This window comes from Mesorhizobium sp. WSM4850, assembly GCF_055811735.1.
In genome coordinates, this window is the sequence record NZ_JBVVPV010000055.1 from 1 (window position 1) to 16,531 (window position 16,531).

The following is a 16,531-nucleotide window of genomic DNA, read 5'->3' on the forward strand; positions in this document are numbered from 1 at the left end:
TGCGACATCGATGGCGTGAGCCACCACGAAAGCGCAAATTTCAGTCCATGCCAAAACTATCTTAGCGCATATGCCCAACAAGGGGGGAGATTGGCCGTCCCCTCGGCCTTCGCCAATTTTCAACATTCAAGAAAGGGCACTGTCGCCGAAGCTGCCAATCTCCCCCCAAATGGGGGAGATGTCCGGCAGGACAGAGGGGGGCCCAGCATCGAAAAGGTCCTGCACCGACGTCCGAAAAGCCTACGACGTGCCAGATGCACCCCTGCAGCCACTAAAGATACCGCGCGACCTTCTTGCCGACCCTCAGGAAGCGCAGCGGGTCGATGGCCTCGCCATTGTGGCGGATCTCGTAATGCAGATGTGGGCCGGTCGAGCGGCCGCTGCTGCCGGTCTTGCCGATGACGTCGCCGGCATTGAGCCGCTTGCCGACGGTCACGTCGATTTTGCTGAGATGCCCATAGCGCGTCGCAAAGCCATTGCCATGGTCGACCTCGACCATGCGGCCGTAGCCGCCGTTCCAGCCGGCCTTGACGACGACGCCGGGCGCCGTGACCTTGGCAGGCATTCCGGTCGGCGCCCTGAAATCCATCCCCGAATGCAGCGCGGCGGTGCCGAGGAGCGGATCGGGGCGCACGCCGAACGGGCTGGTGACCGAGCGGCCGGGCGCGGGGTTGGCGAGCGGCAGCCGTCGCGCCTCCGTCTTCAGCCGGTCGAGCGCGTCCAGCGCCTCGTCGAGTTCCCTTACCTTGCTGTCGAACGTCATCGAACTGTCGAGTGGTATCAGCGGACCGCCGGCATCGCTCTTGCCGAAATCGCCGTCGACCGGCAGGCCCGCCGCCTCGAGCGCCTGAGAAATCGCATCGGCGTTTTTGTAGGCGTTGTCGGCAAGCGTGGCGATGCGGGTGAGCTGCTGGCTCTCTATGGCCTTGAGCGCGGCGTTGATTGACACGAACAGCCTGTCGGCACGATCGGCCGCCGTGTCACTCGGCAGCGGATCGGAGCGGGTCGACCACAGCGAGAACGGCTTGGCATCGCCAGCGCCAAGGCTGGCGCCGACGCTGGCAACCGCATAGGCCTGTAGCGGGGCGTCGGTCACCTCGGCGCGTTTATCCGGCTTTGCGGACGCAGCCGTGCCTGCGGCGGGCGGCGTTCTGACGTCGCTCTCGGCGCGTTCAAGGAGCGGGCCGATGCGGCCGTGGCGCAGGCTGAGCTGGGTCTGTCGTTCCAGCAACTCGCCAACTTTGGTTTCCATGAGCTGCTGGTCGAGAAGCTGACGGCTGGTGATCCGGTCGACCTGGGCGCGCAGTGCGGAGATGCGGTCCTCATAGGCCTGCTGCATGCGCGCCTGCCGTGCCGTGGTCGCGCCGATCAGGTCGTCGCGCAGCACGAGATAGGAGGTCGCCAGCAGATAGCCTATCGCCATCGCCGCCAGCGCCGAGCCGCAAAATGCGGCGACCCATGGCCGTATGGTGAAATGCCTGATCTCGTTGCCCCGGGCGATAATGACCGTATGGGGCTCGTTGCGCCTGCCAAAGACCGTTGACTGACTGGCTACGTTCACAGGACCAAGCTTTCGTTACGACACCAACGACAAGCCCGATTACACATCATTAAGGTTAACGGTCGGTTGCTGGCGCCCAGCTTGCAGCCCATGGGTTGCAGCCGGATTGCTTCGGCGCCCGTGCTTCACACGGGTTCAGGCCACAGCCGAAATTGACGTCCCGAAATCGACGTCAAAGCGCGCGCACGGCCTCCAGCACCGCCTCGACATGGCCTTTGACGCGAACGTTTCGCCAGATCCGGGCGATCCGTCCGTCGCTGCCGATCAGGAACGTTGCGCGCTCGACGCCCATATAGCGGCGGCCATAGAGCTGCTTCTCGACCCACAGATGATAGGCTTCGATCACCTTGCGCTCCTCGTCGGCGACGAGGTCGACGGTCAGATCGTATTTCGACTTGAATTTGTCGTGTTTTCGGACACTGTCCGGCGACAGGCCGATCACGACAGCGCCGAGCTTTTCGAATTCCGGCTTCAACTGTGAAAAGCCGATCGCCTCATTGGTGCAGCCGGTGGTGTCGTCCTGCGGATAGAAGTAAAGCACGACCGGCTTTCCCCGCAATGACGCGAGGCTGAGCGATCCGCCGCCGTCGCGGGGAAGGTCGAACTGCGGCGCAACGTCGCCGACGTCGAGATCAGCCATATCGATGCCCTTGTTTGTGGTTACGCGCTAAGCCTCATCGATATATTGTCGCACCGGGAGTCGTCCACGGTCGAGTTCGCTCAACGGAAAATTGTGTGGATCAGGAGCAGCCGCAGCACGAGAAGATCAGATTCAGGCGTGATGAAATCACCGACCTGGGGGCCTTCCCGTCCGCGTGCCGCATACCGCCGCTCGGCCAGGGCCGCGGCGTTGGTATTCTTGCGCGGCTGTTTGCCGGCCTTTTGGCCCTTGTGCTGCTGGCCACCGCCGCTGTCTATGCGATCGGCATGTCCGGCTTCGGCACCGAGCGGCTGCGGGCCGAGGCGGAAACGGCCATCGAGAAATTGGCCGGCGTCGACGTCGACGTTGCGGTCGGGCCGGCCCGTCTCACGCTCGACGGATCGAGCTTCATAGCGCTGCAGGTCAGCGACGTCAGCCTCAAGACCGCCGACGGCAAGCCGATGGCCGATGCCGGGCGTGTCCGCTTCGGCGTAAGGCTGATACCGCTGCTTTCGGGCGAGGTGCGGCTTACCAGTGCCAGGATTTCCGACGCGCGCATCGTGATGTCGGCGCTGCCGTCGGGTGGCGACTGGACGGCGGCGCTGCGCAATGACGACGGCCTCATCGACCCGGACAGGCTGGCCGGCACGGTCTTTGCCAGCATCGGTCACGCGCTCGATGCGGTGCGCGAGGAGCAGATGCGCCGGATCGAGCTGCGCAATGTCGACCTCGTTCCGCCCGAGGCCGGGTGGGTCAAACTGGTCAGGATCGCGGATGCTACCGTTGCGCAGTCGGGGCCGGGCGGCATGGAGTTTTCATCCGACGCGGCTGTCGACGGCAGGGCACTCACCATCGCCGCCTCAGCCAGCCGCGATACGACGACGCGGCGCGTGACGGCGTTGGATGCCAGCGTCGAGATAGCACAGCTTGACCAGGCTGCGGCAGCGCCGGGCGGGACGCTTGGCGCGATTGCCCTGAAGTTGGCGGGATCGGAAGGATCCGGCGACGACGCGTCGCGGCTGACGGCCTCGTTGTCGTTCGCCGGTGCCGTGCTCGATCTTGGCACGCGTGGCTCGCTTCCAGCAGACGTCGATCTCGCTGCGACGCTTGTCGCCGGCGCCAACAAGGTCCAGGTGGACCGGCTGCAAGTGAGGACCGGTCGCTCGACATTCGAGTTCGCCGGTTCGATCGGGCCGAAGCCGGCGACTGGAACAGCGGGCGAGGAGCCGTCCTATCGCTACGACCTGACCAGCGACGGCTCGACGCTGGCGCCTTCGGAATCCTCCGAACCTGCGCTCGATTTCATCGCCCGGGTGGCCGGCGTCTACCAGACCCGCAGCCGCAAGCTCGTTGCCGAGCAGATCGGGATCAGATCCGGGTCCGCCAGCGAGGCGCTGGGCACGGCTTCTGTCGAGTTCGCCAGGGGAAAGGTGCCGGGCATATCTGTAGCCTTCAACGTCCACGACATGCCGGTCTCGCATGTCAAGCAGTTGTGGCCCTGGTTTTCGGCGCGAAACGCTCGCCTTTGGGTGCTGAAAAACCTGTTCGGCGGCCGCGTCGTCGACGCCAGCCTGCAGTTCCAGGTCGTGCCCGGGCGCCTTGGCAACGGGATCCCGCTTTCATCAGACGAGATATTCGGCCGGTTCCAGGTCGAAGGATCGCGCTTCGATACAGCCGGTCGCATTCCGCCGATACGCGATGCCGTCGGCGTCGTCGAATTCCACGGCAATGACGTCGACATCGCCTTGTCCTCGGGCAACGTCTATATGGCCAGCGGCCGCACGGTGGCGGCAAGCAACGGCACGATGACGATCAAGGCGGCGAACCGCCCGCCGGTGATCGGCGCGCTCGATATCGATGTTGCCGGGGAGGCGTCCGCAATCGCCGAACTCGCCTCCTACGAGCCGATCAATGCCATGCGCCATGTCGGCCTGCTGCCGGACGACCTGTCCGGCACGGTGACCGGCCACGTCAAGGCGGATATTCCGCTGCAGTCAGGCGTCGACAGCTCGAAACTCGATTGGCTGGTGACGCTCGATTACAAAGACCTGTCGCTGGGCAAGCCGTTCGAAGACCAGACGGTGACGGACGCGGATGGTTCGATCACGGTGGAACGCGAGAAGGCGGTGATATCAGCCAAGGCGCTGCTCAACGGCATTCCAGCCGAACTCGACTTGATCGAACCGCTCAGGGATGGCGGACCGCCACGCAGCCGAAAAGTGGCGCTGATGCTCGACGACAAGATACGTGCCGCCGCCATGCCTGGCCTGTCGGAGCTGCTTTCCGGAACCGTCAAGGTTGAGATCGACAAGAGTGGAACGGGCAACCAGACTGTTTCGGCGGACCTGACCAATGCCAGACTGGACATTCCCTGGGCAGGCTGGAGCAAGGGCCCCGGCATTCCAGCCAATGTCACATTTGCCATGGCCAAATCCGGCGACACCACGACGCTGTCCGACTTCGACCTGGATGGAAAGACCTTTTCGATCGATGGCGGCGTGGTGCTGGTCAAAGGCGCCCTGTCCTCGGCGCGGTTCAGCAACGTCAAGCTGAACCGGGGAGACAACGTTGCCGTTTCGGTGAAACGATCGGGCAAGGGCTACGCGATCGACATCAGCGGCAGCGCGCTGGACGCGCGCTCGCTGATCAAGCAATTCACGTCCGATGTCGACACCGCCACCAAGGCCACGGGCTCCGACGCGATTTCGGTCAGCGCCGACGTCAATTCGCTGACCGGCTTCCACAACGAGACGCTGTCGAACCTGAAGCTCGACTACAGCGCCGCCGGCTCGAGGGTGAATGGGCTCAAGGTGAGCGCCACGGCAAGTTCGGGTGCTGCCATCAGCATCAGCAATACGACCGGCGCCGGCAAGCGCGCCCTCAACGTGCGGTCGGCCGACGCCGGCGCAATCCTGCGGTTCCTCAACATCTACGAGCATATGGAGGGCGGCTCGATCACCCTGGCGCTCGCCGGGGCAAGCGATGGGCCGATGAAGGGCCAAGTCGACTCGCATGATTTCTTCGTGGTCAACGAGCCGAAACTCGCCTCGCTCGTATCGACGACGCCGGCCGGTGACAGCCGCAGCCTCAACGAAGCCGTCAAAGCCAATATCGACACGTCGAGAGTGAAGTTCGAGCGCGGCTTTTCCGAGATCGAAAAGGGCGCCGGCTATCTGAAGCTGGCCAATGGCGTGCTGCGCGGCCCGCGCATCGGCACCACCTTCCAGGGCACGCTCTATGACCGGAACAACAACATGGACATGACCGGCACCTTCATGCCGGTCTACGGCATCAACCGCATCTTTGGCGAACTGCCGCTGTTCGGCGCGTTGCTCGGCAATGGCCGTGATCGCGGGCTGATCGGCGTGACTTACCGGCTCAGGGGCAATGCCAACAAGCCCAAACTGGACGTCAATCCGCTGTCGGTGATCGCGCCCGGAATTTTCAGGTCGATCTTCGAGTACCGGTAAGGTCAAAACCCAATCGCTTAGAGACCGAGTCTTGACATGGCCGGACTCTGGCTCGCCCCGGCCGAATTCACGCCCATGACCCCTGGACGGAGCCGCTCGCGCGCCAGTGCCGCGCGTGCGGCTTCGTCCTTGGGTGGGGGCCGGTCTTTTTGCCTGTCCCCGATTGGATCCGGTTCGTAGTCACCGGCTGGCTACAGGTTGGCAATACCGGCTTTCAGCAGTCCCTCGCGGACGTGCTGCACATCAGACTTCTGGGCATAGTGCAGGGTGGCGATAAATGAATCGAGGTCGAACAGGGGATCGAGCGTTTTGATCTTGCGCAGATGCGCCGCGGCCGCGATTTCGTCGCCGAGCCAGCCGTAGCAGGCAGCGGCGAAAGCGTGCTGAACCGAGTCCATCGTTGACAGATGCATGAAAGCTTCGATCGCCTCGCCATACTGGCGCGCGGCGAAATGCGCCTTTCCCAGATGGCTCCAGAACCTCTCCGGGTGGTGCGGGTTCAACTGCATTGCCTTGCGGATCCATTCAATTCCCTCTTCCGGCCTTCCCAGCCACGTCAACAACTCGCCTTGCTGCACCACCACGAGGTCGTAGTTGGGATTGAGGGCGAGGGCGCGCTCTTGATGGTAGCGCGCTGTGGTCAGCTCATTGTTGTTCACGTTCACTGCGGCGAGGATGCGGTGGACATCGGCATCGTTGTCGTCCAGCGCCAGCGCCCTGTCCAGCGCTGCCAAGATGTCGTTCCAGACGGCATCCCTGTCTTTGCACCAGTTATGGACCCAGGCCTGGCCAAGAATGCAGGCGCGCCAAGCATGGGCATGGGCATAATCGGGGTCGAGCGCGACGGCCCTGCCTATCAAGGTTTGCGCGCGTTCATTATCCTCAATCGTGCCTCGGTGATGCAGCACCTTGGCAGCAAGAACACATTCATACGCGGCCATGTTTGCAGGTTTCGCCCGCGCGAGCTGGTCCCGCTGAGCCGCCTCGACACGACCGGGCAGCGTGGCTGCGATCGCCGCGGTTACCTCATCCTGAATTGCGAATATGTCGTCCAGCTTCCGGTCATATTTGTCTGCCCAAATATGAGCGTCATTCGCCGTGTCGATGAGCTGAACCGTCACGCGCACCCTGTTGCCGATCTTGCGAACGCTTCCCTCCACCAGGTATTGGACGTCGAGTTTCTCGGCCACCTCGCGCACATTCACGGCGCGGTTCTTGTAGACGAAGCTGGAATTGCGCGAGATGACGAACAGTTCATGATGGCGGGACAATTCGGTGATGATGTCCTCGGTCAGTCCGTCCGCGAAAAATTCCTGCTCGGGGTCGCCGCTCATGTTGTTGAATGGCAGCACCACTATCGAAGGTTTCGAGATGGATCGCTTTGCCTCGACTTCTGGCAGGACATGACTGTCAAACCCAACGCGATAGAGGCGAACCGGGCGGCTGATGTTCTTTAACGTCTTCTCGCCCAAATCCTCCATGGCAATTTCGAGACGGTCGGCAATTTGGGTCGCCACCGCTGCGGTCACGCAGATACCGCCGACGTCGGCGAGTTGCTCGATGCGCGAGGCAATGTTGACGCCGTCGCCAAAAATGTCCTCATCGTCGAAAATGATGTCGCCGAGATTTATGCCGATCCTGAATTCGATACGCCGTTCTTGCGGCACATCCGAATTGCGCCGTTTCATGCGCTGTTGGATTTCCACGGCGCATTTCACGGCATCGGTCACGCTCTGGAACTCAACGAGCATGCCGTCTCCGGTGGTCTTGATGATCCGGCCCTTGTTCTTCGCGATGGCGGGATCGACCAGTTCTATGCGATGGGTCCGAAGGCGTGCGAGCGTGCCGGATTCGTCGGCCTCCATTAGCCGACTGTAGCCCGCCATATCGGCAGCCAGAATTGCGGCTAGTCTCTGTTCCATCGCCTGAACCAAAAACCAAGCCTATCCTTCCTGGGCTGCCAAATCCAGCAATTTGGGCATGTGGCTGATCAAGGGCGCCGGCTATCTGAAGCGGGCTAATGGCGTGCTGCGCGGCCCTCGGATCGGCACCACCGTCCAGGGCACGCTCTCACGCTCTATGACCATGCGGGAAAGACTGCCGCTCTCCGGCAAGAGCGGGTTCCTCCGCATTAAGCAAAGCAGCGTTGCGCGATGGTCGATGTAGTCGAAGCGCGGATGTCATGACCGACAGCTTTTCGAATGTGTCGGAACTGGGTCGCAACGAAGTCGCGATTGAGCCAGCTAACGCAGCGTCATTCAATCAGTTTTACCACGCGAACCGCTCTGTCGTTCCAGCCAGAAAATGCTTGAAAAGCCGGCCGCGCACGATGATCCACGCAAAAATGGGAGTGAGCGGATGTCCGTAACAGGCACCCGGAGTGTAGACTCCGGCGTATTTTGGCCGGCTGTCATCATAGCTGGCGGCTTTGTGCTTTGGGGCGGCCTCGCTCCTGACAGTCTCGCCACAGTGGCGACAGCGACTTTGAATACGATCATCAAGACATTCGGCTGGATGTTTGTCGTTTCGACGGCGTTCTTCCTGATGTTCGCTGTTTTCCTGGCGGTTGGCAGGTTCGGCAAGATCAAGCTCGGGCGAGATGACGAGAAGCCTGAATTTTCGACCGTGTCATGGGTCTGCATGATGTTCAGCGTCGGGATGGGCATCGGCCTGATGTTTTGGGGCGTGGCCGAACCGGTCTTCCATTTTGGCGCGCCACCGCACGGAATGGCGGAGCCGCAGTCACGGGAGGCCGCGGTCGTGGCAATGCAATACGCCTATTTCCATTGGGCGCTGCACCCGTGGGCGATCTACGCGGTTGTTGGATTGGCGCTTGCGTACTTCAGCTACAGGCGCAACCTGCCGACTTTGATGTCGAGTGCCTTCCAGCCTCTGCTAGGCAGCCGCATCCACGGCCCGATCGGCCGGGCGATCGATGTCCTCGCAATCATCGCGACACTGTTTGGAACGGCCACTTCGTTGGGACTTGGCGCTCAGCAGATCAACAGCGGAATGAACTTCCTCTGGAATACCGGCGAGTCCGCAACGATTGCGTTGACAATTATCGCGGCATTGACCGTTCTGTTCATCCTGTCGGCGGTTTCCGGGGTTGGCAAGGGCGTGCAATTCCTGAGCAACCTGAACATGGTCATTGCTCTGCTGCTGCTGCTCTTTCTGGCGATCATTGGACCGACCGTGTTCATATTCGACACGCTGATCGAATCGCTCGGCTACTACCTCAGCGACCTGGTCTCCATGTCGTTCCGCACGGCAGCATTCAGCGACGGAAAGTGGCTTGGCAGCTGGACCATCTTCTATTGGGCCTGGTGGATATCCTGGGCTCCCTTTGTCGGCGTTTTCATAGCTCGGATCTCTCGGGGCCGCACAATCCGCGAGTTTATCGTTGGCGTGTTGCTCATCCCCAGCGCTGTTACCTTCTTTTGGTTCACCGTCATGGGCGGAACTGCACTTCACTCGGAACTGATGGGATTGGGCGGACTTGTCGAAGCCGTCAACGAAAAGGGCGCTCCAGTATCGCTGTTCGCGCTTCTTGCCCAATATCCGGCCACTACGCTGACATCGACCCTTGCGATGTTCCTGGTTGCAATATTCTTCGTGTCGGGAGCTGACGCGGCTTCCGTTGTCATGGGAATGCTCTCTTCGCGCGGAACTCTTCACCCAAGGTCCGGGATCGTGGTTCTGTGGGGCATTTTGGCCGGAGCCTCTGCTTGTGTGTTGCTGGTGATGGGTGGCTTGGCTGGGCTCCAAACCGCATCCATTGTCGCGGCCGCGCCGTTCCTCCTCGTGATGGTTGGGTTATGTGTGTCGCTGTGGATGGGACTTCTCGATGATATCGAAGTCCACGGGCGGTTTAACGAATTGGAGGCTGCTGCCACGGTCCCGACGCAGCCGGTGTGAACTTTGACGACAACAAAGTTGCGCGGGCTTGCTCCGTGCAACTTTTGGTACCGCCGCAATCGGCTGGAGAGCGGCAGCTGAGAGCGTGCTGCACAATCAGGCGCTGGTCAGACCGGCCGCACCAGAACGTGTTTTTTCTTGCCGAGCGATAGTTTTACGACTTGTTCCGGACCTGGATCCTCAAGTGTCACCAACCGGCGATCGTCGGACACGGACCGGTCGTTCAGCCGCACGGCGCCGCCCTGGATGTGTCGCCGCGCCTCGCCGTTGGACGCGGCAAGCCCGGGATGGCGAGCGAGGACGGACGCGTGGTCGGCGTCCATGGCAATACCGGGGAGCGCAACGGCAAACGGCTGGATGTCTTCGACATCAAGAATAGCAAGGTGATTGACTGCCGGGAGCACTTCTACGACCTCTACGCCTGGGATGCGTTCTGGGCTTAGCCTCGCGAGTTATCTCGGGCGGCACGCGAGACTGCCCCGGGGTCCGGCCCGGATGGGTCAGCTCAGGGGCGCTACTTGCTCGTTGGGACGAGACCAACGACCGCTTCCCACCCTAACCCGTCCTTTTTCAGCCTTATCATGAGTGTCGCGCAGGCTTGTAAAATCAGACATTGCGCTGGCGCGGTTCGAGCGCTCCAGTTAATTCGAGCATCTGATAGCCGGCCAAGAGTGTGATCAGAGATCCGACAACCCAAGAGCGTCCTTTCCCGCAATGCCTTGACCATCTATCCCGACAGCGGTGCCGCAATAACGCCTCCAGCGATCAGGCCGGCGACCGAAGTTGGGTAGTCGCAGAATCCGCCAGCGTGCTCCCAACGGCCGGTAAAACAGAATGCATTGGTTTAAAGGGCGGCCATGGGCACTTCCGCGAGATTGCTCCCAGCGGTTGTCGGTGCTAAATTTGGTAGAAGCTGCCGCACTGATGTGTCCGAGTGCGCCGCCTGCCGCCGCTGATGCGTTCTTAGAGTGGCCTAAAGAGGTGGCAGGGTTTGGAGACCGGGACGATGAGCTTGACGCGCCGCGATGTGTTGATCGCCGGGAGTGTGGGGTTTGCCGGGATCACGCTCTTCTCGCCGCGGAGCGCGCGTGCGAACGATGAAGCGTTGGATCTCATCGAGCAGCTCACCGGACGGACGGCCACGGTGTCGGATCGCCTTCACCTGATAATGCCGACGGACTTCCCGACCGGCTACACCGTGCCCATGAGTCTTTACATCGACAGCCCCATGACCGAGGCCGACCATGTAAGGCAGATGCGCGTGTTCGCGCCGCGGAACCCGCTCATCGAAGTGGCCAGTTTCCACTTCGTCCCGCAACGCAGTCTGCCCCGCGTGTCGACGCGCATCCGGCTTGCCAAACCGCAACACGTCGTCGCTGTCGCTGAAATGAATGACGGCATTTTGCTGATGACCACGACGTGGGTCCGTGTCGCCACGGATGGCTGTGCCTGAGGATCGGAGAGAGACTGTGACCACCCCGACACCACGCGTGATCGTGCCAAACGCTGCGGCGAAGGGGGAGATTTTTCAGGTCAAGACCATTATCAGCCATGAGATGGAAACGGGGCTACGCCATGATGATCAAGGCAATGTAATCCCGCGCAAGATCATCAACAAGTTTGTCTGTCGCTACAACGAAACTGTGGTGTTCAGTGTCGATCTTCACGAGGCGATTTCGGCCAACCCGTTCTTCGAATTTTCCTTGCGCGCGACGGAGAGCGGCCGGCTCGATTTTGTCTGGGAAGAAGACGGGGGTGGCGTTTATATGTTGTCGCACCAGTTCACGGTCGGTTGAGGTGTCGACGCAATCGAGCTGCGCGAATTATAGCGTGGACAAGTTGAGTGGGAGCGTGACCGGAAAACTGCGAAACAGACGGGTATTCAGCATGCGCCCCGTCGCGAGATCTGCGATTGCCACGGGCCTCGTGCTGCTCTTCAGCCAATCCGGCGCGGCGGCGGGGCCCGATCAAGGCGCTCAACTCGCCGCAATCTGTGCGTCCTGCCATCGTCTCGATGGCGGCGGCACAGGCATTCCCAGCATCATCGGGCTTGGTGAGAAGAGGCTTACCAACGCCCTGCTTGCCTACCGGGCGAGCGAGAGTCCAAATCACATCATGCACGTTATCGCGCTGTCGCTCAGCGACGAGGAGATCGCGAGCGTCGCGCGCTATGTCGCAGCGCAGGGAAGTAACCCGCGATGAAATCCTGGACTCGTCGCGAGTTCGGCCGCCTTACCGGAGCAGCGTTGTTAACGGCGCTCAACCAGCCGAAGGCGCGGGGCCAGGCCAAGGCGCGTGTCGTCGTGATCGGCGGCGGCATCGGCGGCGCAACGGTCGCCAGATATCTCGCCGCCAGCGCCACGGCTATCGAGGTGACCCTGGTTGAACCGCGGCAGAGCTACGCGACCTGTTTCTTCAGCAATCTCTATCTCGCCGGGCTGCGCCCGTTCGAATCGCTCAGTCATGGTTATGAAGCGCTGGCAAAACAAAATGGTATCATCGTCATTCATGAGTCCGCCGCGGCGATTCACCCGGCGGCGAAAACCGTTGCGCTCAACAACGGTTCAAAGCTCAGCTACGACCGTCTCGTTGTTGCGCCAGGCATCGCATTCAGGGATCGGGCGCTTAAGGGCTATGACGAAGCGGCGATGGAGATCATGCCGCACGCCTGGAATGCAGGACCGCAAAGCAAGCTGCTGCGCCGGCAACTGGAAAGCATGGAGGACGGCGGGCTGTTCGTGCTCGTTGCTCCGCCGAATCCGTTTCGCTGCCCGCCCGCCCCCTACGAGCGCGCTTCCCTCGTCGCATCCTATTTCCAGCGCCGCAAACCCAAGGCCAAAATTCTGATCCTCGATGCGAAAGACAGCTTCAACGCGCAGGACCTGTTCCAGGACGCTTGGAACCGCCACTATCCGGGAATGATCGAATGGCTACCGGCTCAGTTCACCGGCGGGGTCACGGCAATCGACGCGAAGACCCGGTCGGTGATCACCGCGGGAGCTACATTCAAGGCCGCGGTGGCCAATGTCATCCCGGCGCAAATGGCCGGGCGCTTGGCGCAGCAGGCGGGGCTCGCCAATCGGTCGGGCTGGTGTCCGGTCGATCCGGTCACCTTCGAATCGGCGCTGCAGCCCGGCGTCCATCTGGTCGGTGACGCGATCATCGGCGGGGATATGCCGAAATCCGCCTTCTGCGCCAACAGCCAGGCCAAAGCCTGCGCCTTTGCCATCGCGGCCGATCTCACTGGATCAGCGCGTTTCCCGGCGCATTTGTTCAACACCTGCTACACCTATCTCGCCCCCGACGATGCGTTCAGCAACGCCATCAGCTTCAAGCCCGTCGACGGGAAGCTCAAGAGCGTCATCAGCTTGGTCAGCAAGGTCGAGGAAAGCTCCGAGGTCCGCCGGCAGGCTGCGCGCGCGGCGGAAGGCTGGTATGACGCCTTCACGCACGACGTGTTTGGCTGAACGAAAGTCAACTCCGCTCGACGGCCGGGCCGGCCATTGCGGAAATGCCGGCGCCATCGTGGGTACGTTGCGACTTGGTGCCGGATCGTTGCTCCGGGATCAGCGCTGGAACAGGATCGGGCAGCCGCTCCAGCCGCAGCGAATTCACCACCACGAGAATGCTCGAGCCGGCCATGACCGCCGCCGCAAGGATTGGCTGCAGAAGTCCGAGTGTTGCGAACGTCAGGGCGACGAGGTTGTAGCCGAACGCCCACATAAGGTTGGTCAAGATGGTCCTGCGGACCGCACGGGCCACGTCGACGATCCAGGGCAGCATCCACAATCCGTCCGCAGGCAGCACGAGCGCTGCAGTCTCGCGGGCGAGATCGGTGGCGGAGCCGACGGCAATACCGACATCTGCGGCGGCCAGGACCGGCCCGTCATTCAGTCCATCGCCGACCATCGCCACCGAACCGTGGTCATGGCGGAGCCGATCCAGGGCCAGCCGTTTGGCCTCCGGCGAAAGGCCCGCTTGGACGTCCTTGATCCCGACCAGAGCCGCGATCCGCTCCGCCGCTGGCGCCAAGTCGCCGGTCAACAGCGTGGCGTCGAGCCCGCGCTCACGCAGGGCCGCGATCGCGGCATGCGCCTCGGGGAGCGGTGAATCATCGAGCGACAGCACGGCGTGAACCTGCTCGCCCCAACCGACATAGACCACCGAATAACCGCTCGCCTCCAGCGACCGCGCACGCTCAGTCAGCGACGGGGGAAGCGGCCAGCCCAGATCATTCATCAATCTGCCGTTCCCTGCCGCTACGGGCCGGCCTTCGGCGCTGCCGCGGACGCCACGGCCGGGAACCGTCCGGACATCGCGGGTGACGAGCGGCGTGATGCCGCGCTGAGCGGCGGCTGCCGCGATGGCCCGCGCCAGACCATGCTCGGAAAGTCGCTCCAGACCGGCGGCGCGCGCCAGCACTTCGTCGATGCCGACCTCCTGGCAGTCGACGCCGACGAGACGCGCTTTGCCCGCCGTCAGAGTGCCGGTCTTGTCGAAGGCGAGCAACCGGACACGCGCGAGGGTCTCAAGCACGCCGGGGTCGCGGACAACGCAGCCGTGCCGTGCCAACCGGCCGATGCCGAGTGATGTCGCCATCGGAGCAGCGAGGCCGACGGCACAAGGACAGGCAACCACCAGTACCGAGAGGCCAATCAGCAACGCCCGATCGAACGGCAATGACTGCGCCCAGTAAACGATCGTCAGCCCGCCGAGGGCGAGGACGAGCGGCACGGACACGCCAACGACGCGATCGGCAAGACGCTGGGTTGGACTGCGACGGCCCAGCGCTTCGCGCACCGACCGGCAAATCCGCGCCCAGCGGGTTGCAGTTCCGTCACCGCTGCTTTGGATCAGGAGCGGGCCGTCGATATTGATACTGCCGGCAATCACCTTGGAGCCGGCGCCCTTGGTCACTTGCCGGCTTTCTCCGGTAATCACGGCTTCATCGGTGTTCGATTCCCCTTCGACAACCACGCCGTCGACCGGAATGCGCTCGCCTGGCCGGACCCGCACCAGCATGCCGGCCGACACCTCCCGCACCGGACGGCGGATCTCTGCCGCGCCATCGATCACGGTCGCGCTCTCGCCTTCTGCGGCCAGAAGAGGTTCGAGGTCGCGCGCCGCCCTGGCGCGGCCAACAGCCTCGAGATAGCGGCCAACGGTGAACAGCATCAGCACCATCACGGCGGTGTCGAAATAGACATGCGTGCTGCCCTCGAACACGGCAAATGCCGAATAGAGGTAAGCGGCAGCGACGCCAAGCACGATGAGTGCCGACGACGTCACTCGTCCCTGAATACCATTGAGCCACATTTCGCGCAGATAGGGTCCGCCGAGAATCACCACCGCCGGCGTCGCGAAGATCCAGAGCAAAAGGTGGATCCACGGCAGCACGCCCGCATCGACGCCGGTGAACGCGTCCGAATAGAGGAGGAGGCTGAACATCATGATATTCATGGAGAGAAAGCCTCCCACGCCGAGCTGGATCAGAAGCCAGGCGGCTTCCCACTCTTCGTGTCTGCCGCTCTTCACCTGAAAGGCGATGCAACAGCCGTAGCAGCAGAATGCGCAAGCCTCACCGTTGAGCCTGCGCTCCATCGGGCGCAGGCCGACGGGCAGCGAACAATGGCTACAGAGGATATCGCCATGCGCAGTCATGCAGGATGTCCGCCCAGCCAGGCAAGGCCGATATGCGCGTCGGAAGGCAGGAGACCACGGCCGAGCGTGATGAGACCGAGCAAAAGAATAAAGCCGCCCGCCAGCCGCACGCCGCGCCGCCGCCAGGCTGGCCCTAGTATCCGGCCAACGCCGCCCATCATCAACATCGCGGGGAAGGTTCCCAGTCCGAACCATGCCATGACGAGAAGCCCGGGAAGCGCTCCGGCGGTGCTCGCCGCCTGGGCGGCGAAGGCATAGACCAGGGGACATGGCAGGAAGCCGTTGAAAACGCCAAAGGCAAGCGGTGCTGCGCTGCTCCGGGCGGTCAACAGACCGCGCAGAGACAATGCAAATGTGCTGCCGCCAAATCCGATCGCAAGACGATGGAAGACCTGCAGCAAGCCGAAGAACTGCAACGCCATGGCAATCATGAGCAGGCCAGCGACGATCGCGAGAATTCGTTGGGCGGTGTCGAGGGAGCCGTTCAAGAGCGGCGCCGCCGTTAGACCTTGCGTGGTGCAGATGACCTGACCGATCGCACCCGCGAGCCCGCCCAGAAAGCAATAGGTTGTCAATCGGCCGGTATTATAGAGCAGGTGGCGAAGGACGGTTGCGCCTCCGCCTCGCTGATCGCGGCCAAGCGCGCAGGCAAAGCCGCCGCACATGCCGATGCAATGAAAGCTGCCTGCAAATCCAGCGGCGAAGATCACGAGGTAATAGATCATTGGCGTTTTCGCAGCGCCGCGTCCGCGTCGCTATTGCCGCACAAGATAGACAAGAAAGATGATAAAGCCGACGGTGCAGCCGCCATAGATGAGGAAGCCGAGCATCTGTGGCAAGCCGGCGTCAGCGAGCTTGAAAACCGTGTCCTGTAGCATCCGCTGCTCCTATGTCAGCCGAAATAAAGACGAAGCACGTTTACCGCCACCTCGAAGGCCAGGAAAAGGAGGTTCAATGCGGCGACCCCAAGGAGAATTTTGGCTACCAACATCTCCATCACTCCTGCCTTACCAGCTCTTGCGACAGTCTTCTTAGAACAGACGGCCGGGGCCGAGCCCGCCCCAATAAACATACATGTAATACAGCCCCCAGGCGAACAGCAGCACGTAAACGACGAGAAGCCATAGCGGAATGAAGCCCACACGCGCCTGTATCAGGCCGCCGGCATAGTCCTCTAGTTCAGGGTGCGAGCTTTGACGTACATCCAGTTCCGGGTGCCTCGGGCTCTCCGGATCGCTGCTCTGCAGATCGCTCATTCTCCATCTCCCTTTCAAAAAAGTC

The 16,531-nt window shown here is 62.2% G+C and carries 15 protein-coding genes and 2 pseudogenes; 8 read left to right on the plus strand and 9 right to left on the minus strand.

Features of this window, described 5'->3' with window-relative positions; translation table 11 throughout:
- Window positions 1–271 precede the first annotated feature (271 nt).
- Together AC0L2Z_RS31100 and AC0L2Z_RS31105 are read right to left on the minus strand one after the other, a co-directional pair.
- Window positions 272–1,561, minus strand: a complete 1,290-nt coding sequence (locus AC0L2Z_RS31100) for a M23 family metallopeptidase (protein ID WP_473630167.1) — start codon at window positions 1,559–1,561, stop codon at window positions 272–274.
- A gap of 172 nt (window positions 1,562–1,733) precedes the next feature.
- Window positions 1,734–2,201 (minus strand): peroxiredoxin, encoded by a 468-nt coding sequence (locus AC0L2Z_RS31105; RefSeq protein WP_287171936.1) that lies wholly within the window; start codon window positions 2,199–2,201, stop codon window positions 1,734–1,736.
- A 95-nt stretch (window positions 2,202–2,296) separates the two neighbouring features.
- On the opposite strand from AC0L2Z_RS31105, the gene AC0L2Z_RS31110 reads away from it, so the two are divergent.
- A complete protein-coding gene (locus tag AC0L2Z_RS31110) occupies window positions 2,297–5,671 on the plus strand; it encodes a hypothetical protein (protein WP_473497753.1) in 3,375 nt (1,124 codons plus the stop codon).
- A 191-nt stretch (window positions 5,672–5,862) separates the two neighbouring features.
- On the opposite strand, the gene AC0L2Z_RS31115 is transcribed toward AC0L2Z_RS31110, so the two are convergent.
- A complete protein-coding gene (locus tag AC0L2Z_RS31115; RefSeq protein ID WP_473630168.1) occupies window positions 5,863–7,593 on the minus strand; it encodes an adenylate/guanylate cyclase domain-containing protein in 1,731 nt (576 codons plus the stop codon).
- 58 nt (window positions 7,594–7,651) lie between these two features.
- Between AC0L2Z_RS31115 and AC0L2Z_RS31120 the strand changes: the two genes are divergently transcribed.
- Both AC0L2Z_RS31120 and AC0L2Z_RS31125 read left to right on the plus strand, forming a co-directional pair.
- Entirely contained in the window at window positions 7,652–7,837 is a 186-nt protein-coding gene (locus tag AC0L2Z_RS31120; RefSeq protein ID WP_473630169.1) for a hypothetical protein, read from the plus strand.
- 192 nt (window positions 7,838–8,029) lie between these two features.
- On the plus strand, window positions 8,030–9,589 hold the full coding sequence (locus AC0L2Z_RS31125; RefSeq protein ID WP_473630170.1) for a BCCT family transporter: 1,560 nt from the start codon (window positions 8,030–8,032) through the stop codon (window positions 9,587–9,589).
- A gap of 107 nt (window positions 9,590–9,696) precedes the next feature.
- Here the strand turns inward: AC0L2Z_RS31125 and AC0L2Z_RS31130 are convergent.
- Window positions 9,697–9,873 (minus strand): annotated as a pseudogene (locus AC0L2Z_RS31130) (tyrosine--tRNA ligase); the annotation flags it as partial.
- Window positions 9,874–9,897: 24 nt separating this feature from the next.
- Here AC0L2Z_RS31130 and AC0L2Z_RS31135 point away from each other — a divergent pair.
- Window positions 9,898–10,032: a hypothetical protein gene (locus AC0L2Z_RS31135; RefSeq protein WP_473630171.1), complete on the plus strand. Its 135-nt coding sequence runs from the start codon at window positions 9,898–9,900 to the stop codon at window positions 10,030–10,032.
- 163 nt (window positions 10,033–10,195) lie between these two features.
- Here AC0L2Z_RS31135 and AC0L2Z_RS31140 read toward each other — a convergent pair.
- Window positions 10,196–10,427, minus strand: a pseudogene (locus AC0L2Z_RS31140) (sulfite exporter TauE/SafE family protein); the annotation flags it as partial.
- Between the two features lie 168 nt (window positions 10,428–10,595).
- On the opposite strand from AC0L2Z_RS31140, the gene AC0L2Z_RS31145 reads away from it, so the two are divergent.
- The 4 genes from AC0L2Z_RS31145 to AC0L2Z_RS31160 are packed head-to-tail and all read left to right on the plus strand — an operon-like array spanning window position 10,596 to window position 13,056.
- A complete protein-coding gene (locus AC0L2Z_RS31145) occupies window positions 10,596–11,042 on the plus strand; it encodes a thiosulfate oxidation carrier protein SoxY (RefSeq protein WP_473630172.1) in 447 nt (148 codons plus the stop codon).
- A 16-nt stretch (window positions 11,043–11,058) separates the two neighbouring features.
- Entirely contained in the window at window positions 11,059–11,385 is a 327-nt protein-coding gene (soxZ, locus tag AC0L2Z_RS31150) for a thiosulfate oxidation carrier complex protein SoxZ (RefSeq protein ID WP_036262802.1), read from the plus strand.
- A gap of 55 nt (window positions 11,386–11,440) precedes the next feature.
- The gene (locus AC0L2Z_RS31155) at window positions 11,441–11,791 is read left to right on the plus strand and encodes a c-type cytochrome (protein ID WP_473630173.1); all 351 of its coding nucleotides are present in this window, start codon (window positions 11,441–11,443) and stop codon (window positions 11,789–11,791) included.
- Window positions 11,788–13,056: an NAD(P)/FAD-dependent oxidoreductase gene (locus tag AC0L2Z_RS31160; protein WP_473630174.1), complete on the plus strand. Its 1,269-nt coding sequence runs from the start codon at window positions 11,788–11,790 to the stop codon at window positions 13,054–13,056. Before AC0L2Z_RS31155 ends, AC0L2Z_RS31160 begins: the two co-directional genes overlap by 4 nt.
- A 7-nt stretch (window positions 13,057–13,063) precedes the next feature.
- Here the strand turns inward: AC0L2Z_RS31160 and AC0L2Z_RS31165 are convergent, their stop codons facing one another.
- The 4 genes from AC0L2Z_RS31165 to AC0L2Z_RS31180 all read right to left on the minus strand — a co-directional run bounded on the left by AC0L2Z_RS31165 (window position 13,064) and on the right by AC0L2Z_RS31180 (window position 16,506).
- The gene (locus AC0L2Z_RS31165) at window positions 13,064–15,190 is read right to left on the minus strand and encodes a heavy metal translocating P-type ATPase (RefSeq protein ID WP_473630180.1); all 2,127 of its coding nucleotides are present in this window, start codon (window positions 15,188–15,190) and stop codon (window positions 13,064–13,066) included.
- A gap of 56 nt (window positions 15,191–15,246) precedes the next feature.
- The gene (locus tag AC0L2Z_RS31170) at window positions 15,247–15,975 is read right to left on the minus strand and encodes a sulfite exporter TauE/SafE family protein (RefSeq protein WP_128182112.1); all 729 of its coding nucleotides are present in this window, start codon (window positions 15,973–15,975) and stop codon (window positions 15,247–15,249) included.
- Window positions 15,976–16,005: 30 nt separating this feature from the next.
- Window positions 16,006–16,128 carry a hypothetical protein gene (locus AC0L2Z_RS31175; protein ID WP_023798301.1) on the minus strand — a complete coding sequence of 41 codons (123 nt, stop codon included), beginning with the start codon at window positions 16,126–16,128 and terminating at the stop codon, window positions 16,006–16,008.
- Between the two features lie 153 nt (window positions 16,129–16,281).
- A complete protein-coding gene (locus AC0L2Z_RS31180) occupies window positions 16,282–16,506 on the minus strand; it encodes a hypothetical protein (protein ID WP_014766281.1) in 225 nt (74 codons plus the stop codon).
- Window positions 16,507–16,531: the final 25 nt, after the last annotated feature.

Coding starts and splice junctions, on each gene's coding strand:
- AC0L2Z_RS31125 (WP_473630170.1), top strand. CDS start 8,030: ATGTCCGTAACAGGCACCCGGAGTGTAGACTCCGGCGTATTTTGGCCG.
- AC0L2Z_RS31175 (WP_023798301.1), bottom strand. CDS start 16,128: ATGCTACAGGACACGGTTTTCAAGCTCGCTGACGCCGGCTTGCCACAG.
- AC0L2Z_RS31180 (WP_014766281.1), bottom strand. CDS start 16,506: ATGAGCGATCTGCAGAGCAGCGATCCGGAGAGCCCGAGGCACCCGGAA.
- AC0L2Z_RS31170 (WP_128182112.1), bottom strand. CDS start 15,975: ATGATCTATTACCTCGTGATCTTCGCCGCTGGATTTGCAGGCAGCTTT.
- AC0L2Z_RS31165 (WP_473630180.1), bottom strand. CDS start 15,190: ATGGAGCGCAGGCTCAACGGTGAGGCTTGCGCATTCTGCTGCTACGGC.
- AC0L2Z_RS31105 (WP_287171936.1), bottom strand. CDS start 2,201: ATGGCTGATCTCGACGTCGGCGACGTTGCGCCGCAGTTCGACCTTCCC.
- AC0L2Z_RS31145 (WP_473630172.1), top strand. CDS start 10,596: ATGAGCTTGACGCGCCGCGATGTGTTGATCGCCGGGAGTGTGGGGTTT.
- AC0L2Z_RS31115 (WP_473630168.1), bottom strand. CDS start 7,593: ATGGAACAGAGACTAGCCGCAATTCTGGCTGCCGATATGGCGGGCTAC.
- AC0L2Z_RS31120 (WP_473630169.1), top strand. CDS start 7,652: ATGTGGCTGATCAAGGGCGCCGGCTATCTGAAGCGGGCTAATGGCGTG.
- AC0L2Z_RS31160 (WP_473630174.1), top strand. CDS start 11,788: ATGAAATCCTGGACTCGTCGCGAGTTCGGCCGCCTTACCGGAGCAGCG.